Here is an 8096-nt window from a genome sequence, read left to right on the forward strand (position 1 = left end):
TCGTTCGAGGTGCTGTGGACAGCGGTCGGTGGCAGGGCCGGCGCGTGGACGGTACGGATCCGGTGCCGGCGTCCTGACCCGCACCCTGGGGAATGCGGGTCCAAACCGGTGGTCCGGTTTCGTCCACGCGCCGTACGCCCCTCCCGGGGGCGGTCGTCCCCCTCATAAGGGCTGCTCACGAGGGCTCGAACGACTGTCCGGGAGCCGGCTGGTGCCGGGCCGGGGTGGCGCGTTCCTACATCACACCCTGGCGCGGGTGGCAGACCATCTGGCGGACCCTGGCGAACCCTGGCGAATACTCGCGGGGCCTTTGTCAGGCGATTAACGTCAACCGTGCCGAGGAACCTGGGGGCTTGAAGTGATCAAAGAAGCCAACACCCGACTTGCGGACCTGTTCAGCCTTACCGGCTGGTCCAAGGGCGAACTCGCACGGTTGGTCAACCGGCAGGCGGCGGCCATGGGCCATCCGCAACTGGCGACCGACACCTCGCGGGTGCGCCGCTGGATCGAGACCGGCGAGTCGCCGCGCGAACCCGTGCCGAAGGTGCTGGCCGCTCTGTTCACCGAGCGGCTCGGCCGTGTCGTGACCATCGAGGATCTCGGGTTCGACCGGCACCGGCACGCGGGGAAGAAGCAGGCCGGAGACGGCTTGCCGTGGCCACCGGAGCGAACAGCCGCGGTCCTCACCGAATTCACGGGAATGGACCTCATGCTCAACCGACGCGGTCTGGTGGGCGCGGGCGCCGCGCTCACCGCTGGCTCCGCACTCAGCAGCGCCATGTACGACTGGTTGCACACCGACCCGGCCCTGGTGGCCGATGCACCGGTCATCGACAATCCACTCCATGCCGACCCCGCCGCGTACGACCGGTACGAAGCGGCTCCGGTCGGCTCCCAGGAGATCGAGGCTCTCGAGCGCTCGGTCGAGGTGTTCCGCGCCTGGGACGCGGCCCGCGGCGGCGGGCTGCAGCGCAAGGCTGTGGTCGGCCAGCTCAACGAGGTGGGCGGCATGCTCGCCTACCACCACCAGGACCATCTGCAGCGCAGGTTGTGGGGCGTCGCCGCCAACCTGGCGGTGCTCGCCGGATGGATGTCCCATGACGTGGGCCTGGAGCCCACGGCGCAGAAGTACTTCGTGATCGCCGCGCACGCGGCGCGGGAGGGAGGGGACCGGCCGCGGGCCGGCGAGGCGCTGTCCCGCGCGGCCCGGCAGATGGTCCACATCGGCAGACCGGACGACGCGCTCGACCTGATGAAGCTGGCGAAGTCGGGCTCCGGCGAGCAGGCCCTGCCCCGTACCCGCGCCATGCTGCACACCATCGAGGCGTGGGCACAGGCGTCCATGGGGCGCGGCCAGGCGATGCGGCGGACGCTGGGGGAGGCCGAGGAGCTGTTCGTCTCGGACAGGGGCGATGTGCCGCCGCCGAGTTGGATGCAGATGTTCGACGAGGCGGACCTGCACGGCATGCAGGCGCTGGCGTACCGCACGCTGGCCGAGCACGACCCGTCCGCCGCGGCCCAGGCGCAGATGCACGCCAAGCACGCACTGGAGCTCCGGGTGTCGGGCCGGGACCGGTCGAAGATCTTCGATTACATCTCGCTGGCGTCGGCCTGCTTCATCGCCAACGACCCCGAACAGGCGGACCGTTACGCTCGGATGGCACTGCTGACCATCGGCAGTACGTCCTCCCACCGCACCTGGGACCGGCTGCGGGCGATGTACCGGCTCACCGGGCGGTACGCGGACTACACGACGATCCAGGAGCTGCGGTCGGAGATCGAGTCCGCGCTGCCGCCGGTTCCGAGGAACAGGAGCACGCAGGTGTGAACGTCAGTCGCTCCTGACCGACCGATCGTCGGCTAACCGATCCTCGCGATGAGCACGCAGGCATCGTCCTCGCGCTCGGGGGCGCCGAACTCCTCGACGACCAGCCGTACGCAGTCCTGTGCGGTACGGGCCCGGGTGAACAGCGGGGCCATCGCGAGCAACCGCCGTGCGCCGTCGGCCGGTTCCGTCGCGGCCGGGAACGCGGTGCGGCGCGGCACCAGTCCGTCGGTGTGCAGTACCAGCAGGTCGCCGGAGACGAGGGACTCCGTGGCCTGGGTGTACCGCGCATCGGAGGTCGCTCCGAGGAGCACGCCCTCGGGGGGATCCAGGACGCGCCCGGCCCCGCCGCGGAACAGCAGCGGGGCGGGGTGGCCGGCCTGGGCCCAGGCCAGGGTGCGGCCGGCGGGGTCGTAGCGGCAGCACAGCGCGCTGCCGAGGGTGGGCTGGGCCGCGGTGTCCAGCAGCTGGTTCAGCCTGCCCAGCAACGGCCCGGGTTCCAGTCCGGCGATCGCCATGCCGCGCAGCGCGCCGAGCATCATCGCCATGCCGGAGGCGGCACTCACGCCGTGTCCGGTGAGATCGCCGACGGTCAGCAGCGTGGCGCCGTCGGGAAGCTGCAGTGCGTCGTACCAGTCGCCGCCGATCAGGGCGCTGGTACCGGAGGGGAGGTAGTGGGCGGCCAGGTCCACGGTGGTGGGGCCGCCGCCCTGCGGGAACCGCAGGGAGCCGCGCCACGGCGGGAGCACGGCTTCCTGCAGTTCAACAGCCAGCCGGTGCTCCGTCCGCGCGATCTGCCGCTGTCGCTGGAGAGAGTCACGGGTCTCTCTCAGCGTCAGCTGGCTGAGGCGCAGTTCGCTGACGTCCCGCAGTACGGCCCACATGGACGCGGTGCCGCCGTCAGCGTCGAGCACGGGCTCGCCCACCATGTGCAGCGTTCGGGTGGAGCCGTCCGCGAGCACGATGCGGAATTCGCCGTCGATGGGCCTGCCGTCGACCAGGCATCCGGTCACCATCGAGGTCAGGGTCTGCTGGTCCTCCTCGAGGAGCCAGGAGGGAAGCTCGTCCAGCGTCAGCGGTCCGTCGTCCGGGTCGCGGCCGAAGATGCGGTACAGCTCGTCGGACCATTCCGCCTCGTCCGTCAGCAGATCCCATTCGGCGCTGCCGGCCCGGCTGGGGGCATGGGCGGAGACGCGGTCCGGCATGGCGGCGGGTGGGAGAGCGGCGGTGGGGGCACCACCCGGGAGGAACGGCCCGGAGGCGGAACCATCGTCCGCTAAGCCTTCCCGCAGCTGCCCCAGATGCTCGCCCAGATCGTCCAGCTGGTGCACCGCGAGATCACAGAGCGCACGCTGCCAGCGGACCTGGGGGTCCTCGCCGTCCGGGACGGCGGCGTCGCGGCGTACCGCGTCGACCTCGCTGCGCAGCCGGCGGGCCTGGGAAATGAGCGCGTCCACCGCACCGGGGTCGGTCGACTGTGCGGCGGAGTGATCCGCGTGCAGATGGGACGGCATGACGCTCTCCGAACGTGACTCCGATACCGGCGCTGAGGGCCAAGGTGGACGGAAGGGTCGGTAATGACTGTGGCACACGGCGTGAGGGGCCGTAAGTGTTTCGGCAATACCCGATCCGGTGGTGCTTCTGGCATATGCCGTGAGCCTTCCGGGGGGTCCGAGGGCCCGGAGCGACACGGGCCGGGAAACCTCGGTAGGCTGCGGCCCGCCCGGGCCCCACACGTCCCCGCCCCTCCGCCAGGCATGAAACGCCCGGTGGCCGGTAAGGATGCCAGGCACCCCGCAGCGGAAATCCCGTTGCCTTGGAACCCCCCGCACCGGATGCTGACCTCATGTTCGACCCAGACATAGCGCCCAGTGGAACCCTTCTCGGCCTCCTCCAGCGAGGACGCGGAGACGGGACCCTGCATGCCCTGGCGGCGCAGCGGGCAGATGCCCTCGCCGCTCTGGAGCAGTGCATCCTGCGTGACCCGCGCCTCGACTGGCGGGTGGAATCACGCTCCCTCTATTACGCGCGCCTGTATTCCGAGCTGGAAGCCGGGCTCGACGGGATCGAACAGCACCTCTTCCATCCGGACGACCTCCTGACCCCCGACGAGCACCGCTGCGGCCTCGCGCTGTCCGTCCTCGGCCACCTGGCCGGCTACGGACGCGGCGACGCCCTGCGCCTGCTGCGGCGCTACGCCGCCACGGGCGGCAACTGGGAGTGGGCCCTGGACGAGCTGGCCGTCCGCGACGACGAGGAGGGACTGCGCGGCCTCGGCCCCGCCCTGCTCGCCCGTTTCCCGGAGACCGCCGAGGGCGACGCCGAGCTGGCCGCCGCCGTACGCGAGGCGTACGAACCCAGGCCGTGGCAGCTGTGGGCCGAGGACCTCCGGCACCCCGTGACCGCCGCCCGGGTCCGCAAGGCACTGGAAGACGTCTCCTTCGGCCGCTGGCAACGCCAGCTGCGCCCGACGGGCCCCGCCCCCGGCTGGAGCGTGCGCGCCGTACTCGCATGGGCCGACGAAGGCCTCAGCCAGTACCCGGCGGTCTACCGCGACCAGCCGGCGGCCCGCTGCCTCGCCGCCGTCGCCGGCCCCGAGGACCGTCCCGAACTGATCGCCGCGGCCCAGGACGGCCCCGCCGCCGCCCGCGCCGCCGCACTGCGGCACCTGGCCGACCGGCAGGATCCCCAGGCACTCGACCTCATCGAGGCCGCCTCCGCGAGCCAGGTGGAGCTCGTCGTACGGGCCGCCCGCGAATCGTTCGAGCGCATGCGCGGCACCGACGCCATGGACCGCGCCCGCGTCTGGTCGGACCGGGAGGACGCGCTCGGTGTGTCCGCCGCCCGGATGCTCGCCTGCCGAGGCGGCGACGAGGACGCCGGCCGGGTCCTGGCCGGTTTGCGCAGACTCGTCCAGAGCGACGGCGCCGACGCGGAGGGCCTCGCCATCCTCGTCGAAGGAGCCGGCCGGCTGTCCATCGGCCGCTCCGCTCCCGTCCTGCGCCATGTCTACCGCGAGACCTCCTCCTCCCAGCTGCGCGGCTGCGCCGCCCAGTCCCTGGCCGCCACCGATCCCGGCTTCGCCGCCGGCTTCGCGGTGGAGTGCCTGTGGGACTGCGAGGAGACGACGAGGGAACTCGCCGCTAACGAGGCCGCCACCGGTGACGTGCGGGTGCTGGCCCAATTGCGCCGGATGGCCGCCGACCCGGCCGAAGAGGCCGAGGTACAGACCGCGGTCCGCGGCCGGCTGAGCTCAGGAGAACCGGCCCGGTAGCCCGGACGGGCTGAATTCAGCCCGTCCGGGCCTGAGGACGAACCGGCTGCCCCGATCCGGGACGCAAACCGCACGAAGGTCATCACGCGTTCCACGGCGGGAAAGATCGACGTGGCCCTGTCAACGCTCGGCATGGCGACAACCTTGGTATGCGTGTCGCCATCGTCACCGAATCCTTCCCACCCGACCTCAATGGAGTGGCGCACTGCGCGCTCCGTACCGCGGAACACCTCGCAAGGCGCGGGCACGAGCCGCTGGTCATCGCGCCGGCCGGGCCGAACGAGGTGCCATCGGGCGAGGACCCCTGCCCCGTCATCCGCGTCCCCTCGCTGCCGCTGCCCCGCTACCCCCAGGTGCGGGTGGCCCTTCCCGGCCGCCGGACGGCCGCGGCCATCGCCGCGCACCGCGCCGACATCGTCCACCTCGCCAGCCCGTTCGTCCTCGGAGTGCGGGGGATGGCCGCCGCCGCCCGGCTGCGGGTCCCGGCGGTCGCCGTCTACCAGACCGACCTGGCCGGTTACGCCCGCACCTACCTCTCCGCGGGGGAGGGCGCCGCCTGGCGGCGTATCCGCGCCGTGCACGCGGCCGCCGCCCGCACCCTCGCGCCCTCCAGCGCCTCCCTGCGGGAACTGGAGCGGCAGGGCGTCCCCCGGGTGCACCTGTGGCCGCGCGGGGTCGACTCGGTGCGCTTCGACCCCGGGCACCGCGACACGGAGCTGCGCCGCCGGCTCGCCCCGCGCAGCGAACTGCTCGTCGGATACGTGGGCCGGCTCGCCCCGGAGAAGCACGTCGACCTGCTCGCCGGGGTCTGCGGGCTGCCCGGCGTCCGGGTGGTCGTCGTCGGCGACGGTCCGAGCGCTCCCGGGCTGCGCGCCGCGCTGCCCGGTGCGGTCCTCCTCGGCCCCAGGACCGGCGACGAGCTGGCCCGGATCTTCGCCTCGCTCGACGTCTTCGCGCACACCGGACCGTTCGAGACGTTCTGCCAGACCGTCCAGGAGGCCATGGCCAGCGGGGTGCCGGTGATCGCCCCCGCCGCCGGCGGCCCGCTCGACCTCGTCGCCCACGGACGCACCGGACTGCTCGTGCCACCTGGTGACGCCGACGCGCTGCGCGACGCCGTGCAGCTCCTGCAGCGCGCTCCGGCGCTGCGCGCGCAGTACGGGGCCGCAGGACGCGCCGACGTCGCCCTGCGCACCTGGGAGGCCGTCGGCGACCAGCTGCTCGACCATTACACGCAGGTGCTCACCGCCGATGCGGCGGTCGCGGCATGAGCCGGCCGCTGCGGATCGTCCGGCTCGCGAACTTCATCACGCCCGTCTCCGGCGGGCTGCGCACCGCCCTCCAGCACCTGGGCGAGGGGTATCTCGCGGCCGGTCACGAGCCGGTCCTCGTCATGCCGGGAGCCGCGTCCCCCGGATATCCGGTGATCCGCGCCGAACTCACCACCCAGGGGCGGGTCATCACCCTCCCCGGCACCATCGTGCCCGGCACCGGCGGCTACCGGGTCCTCGCTCATCAGCGCCCGGTCGAGGCCCTGCTCGACGCGCTGTCACCCGACCGGCTGGAGGTCTCGGACCGTACGACACTGCGCTGGACGGGGGAGTGGGCCCGCCGGAACCGGGTCCCGTCCGTCATGGTCTCCCACGAGAGCGTCGACGCGGTGCTCCGTACGTGGGGGCTGCCGCCCCGCGCCGCCCGGGCCGCGTCCGACCGGCTCAACCGCCGCACCGCACGGGCCTACTCGCGGATCGTGTGCACAACGCCCTGGGCCGCCGCCGAGTTCGAACGCCTCGGGGCGCGCAATGTCGTACGCGCCCCGCTCGGGGTCGATCTCGACCGGTGGCACCCGCGCCGCCACGGCGCCGCGCTCCACACGCGGTACGCGGGCGGCGCCGCGGTACTCCTCGTGATGGTCTCGCGGCTGTCGGCCGAGAAGCGGCCGGGGCGCGCGCTGGAGGCGCTCGCGGAACTCCGCCGCCGCGGAGTCGACGCGGCACTTGTCGTGGCCGGGGAAGGGCCGCTGCGCGGGCGCCTGGAGGCGCAGGCCCGCGCCGCCGGGCTGCCGGCCACCTTCCTCGGTCACCTGGCCGACCGCGAACGGCTGGCCGCCCTCCAGGCCAGCGCCGACATCGTCCTCGCCCCGGGCCCCGCCGAGACCTTCGGCCTCGCCGCCCTGGAGGCGCTCGCCTGCGGCACGCCCGTCGTCGCCAGCGCACTGTCCGCGCTCCCCGGCCTCATCGGCCCGGCCGGTGCCGTCGCCACCGACGGTCCCTCCTTCGCCGACGCCGTCCAACTCCTGCTCTCCCGGCCCGAGTCCGCCCGCCGCGCCGCCGCCCGCCAGCAGGCCGAGCAGTACGGCTGGCCCGCCGCCGTCTCCGCCTTCCTCGCCGCCCATGAAGCCGCCCCGCTCGTCCGTATCCCGGGAGCCATGCCATGACCTGCCGACGTCCGCCGCTCATCCGGGGCGCGAGTGGAGACCTCGTGACCGCCCGCCAAACCGGGCCAGGGGCCGTTCCACCGCCCCTCGGCGCCGCCGGAGCCCGGTTCCCGCCGTCCTGCCGCACCGCCGCCGAGGGCGCCCGGGGCGGCACCCCGTGACCGCCCCGGTCCTGGCGCCGGGCACGCGGCCGCCCGGCGGGCACGATCGCCCGGACGGTGCCGCCGGGTGCGGCGCCGGTGTGCCGGTTCCCGTATCGCCGCAGCCGATCCGGTTCGCCGTGCTGGGCGACTCGCTCACCGAGGGAATCGGCGACCCGGGCCCCGACGGCCGGTGGCGCGGCTGGGCGGCGCTGCTGGCGCCGGGGCTGGGAGCCGGGCCGCGCGCCGTGGAGCTGCTGAACTGCGCCCGCAGCGGGGCGCTCACCTCCGACGTGGCGGGAGGGCAGCTCGACGACGCGCTGCGGTTCCGGCCGCAGCTGGCGTCGGTCCTGGTCGGCGCCAATGACACGCTGCGCGGCTCGTTCGACATCGCCGTCATCGCGCGCCGCCTCGACACGG

Annotated in this window: 6 protein-coding genes; 5 read left to right on the top strand and 1 reads right to left on the bottom strand. The window is 73.7% G+C overall.

Annotation, left to right across the window (positions count from 1 at the left end):
• The first annotated feature begins 358 nt into the window (after positions 1-358).
• On the top strand, positions 359-1828 hold the full coding sequence (locus QMK24_RS22315; RefSeq protein WP_283468386.1) for a DNA-binding protein NsdB: 1470 nt from the start codon (positions 359-361) through the stop codon (positions 1826-1828).
• A gap of 32 nt (positions 1829-1860) precedes the next feature.
• Here QMK24_RS22315 and QMK24_RS22320 read toward each other — a convergent pair whose 3' ends face one another.
• Entirely contained in the window at positions 1861-3339 is a 1479-nt protein-coding gene (locus QMK24_RS22320; RefSeq protein ID WP_283468387.1) for a PP2C family protein-serine/threonine phosphatase, read from the bottom strand.
• Positions 3340-3671: 332 nt separating this feature from the next.
• Here QMK24_RS22320 and QMK24_RS22325 point away from each other — a divergent pair, with 332 nt between their 5' ends.
• The 4 genes from QMK24_RS22325 to QMK24_RS22340 form a co-directional block, all read left to right on the top strand.
• Complete coding sequence (locus QMK24_RS22325) at positions 3672-5099, top strand: HEAT repeat domain-containing protein (protein ID WP_283468389.1); 1428 nt, start codon at positions 3672-3674, stop codon at positions 5097-5099.
• A 149-nt stretch (positions 5100-5248) separates the two neighbouring features.
• Positions 5249-6370: a glycosyltransferase family 4 protein gene (locus QMK24_RS22330; RefSeq protein WP_283468390.1), complete on the top strand. Its 1122-nt coding sequence runs from the start codon at positions 5249-5251 to the stop codon at positions 6368-6370.
• Entirely contained in the window at positions 6367-7536 is a 1170-nt protein-coding gene (locus QMK24_RS22335; RefSeq protein WP_283468392.1) for a glycosyltransferase, read from the top strand. The genes QMK24_RS22330 and QMK24_RS22335 overlap by 4 nt, the downstream gene beginning before the upstream one ends.
• Positions 7537-7693: 157 nt before the next feature.
• On the top strand, positions 7694-8096 hold a 403-nt coding region (locus QMK24_RS22340), incomplete at its 3' end, for a GDSL-type esterase/lipase family protein (protein WP_502989159.1).

The sequence above is a fragment of the Streptomyces sp. PH10-H1 genome (assembly GCF_030063355.1).
Lineage (GTDB): Bacteria > Actinomycetota > Actinomycetes > Streptomycetales > Streptomycetaceae > Actinacidiphila.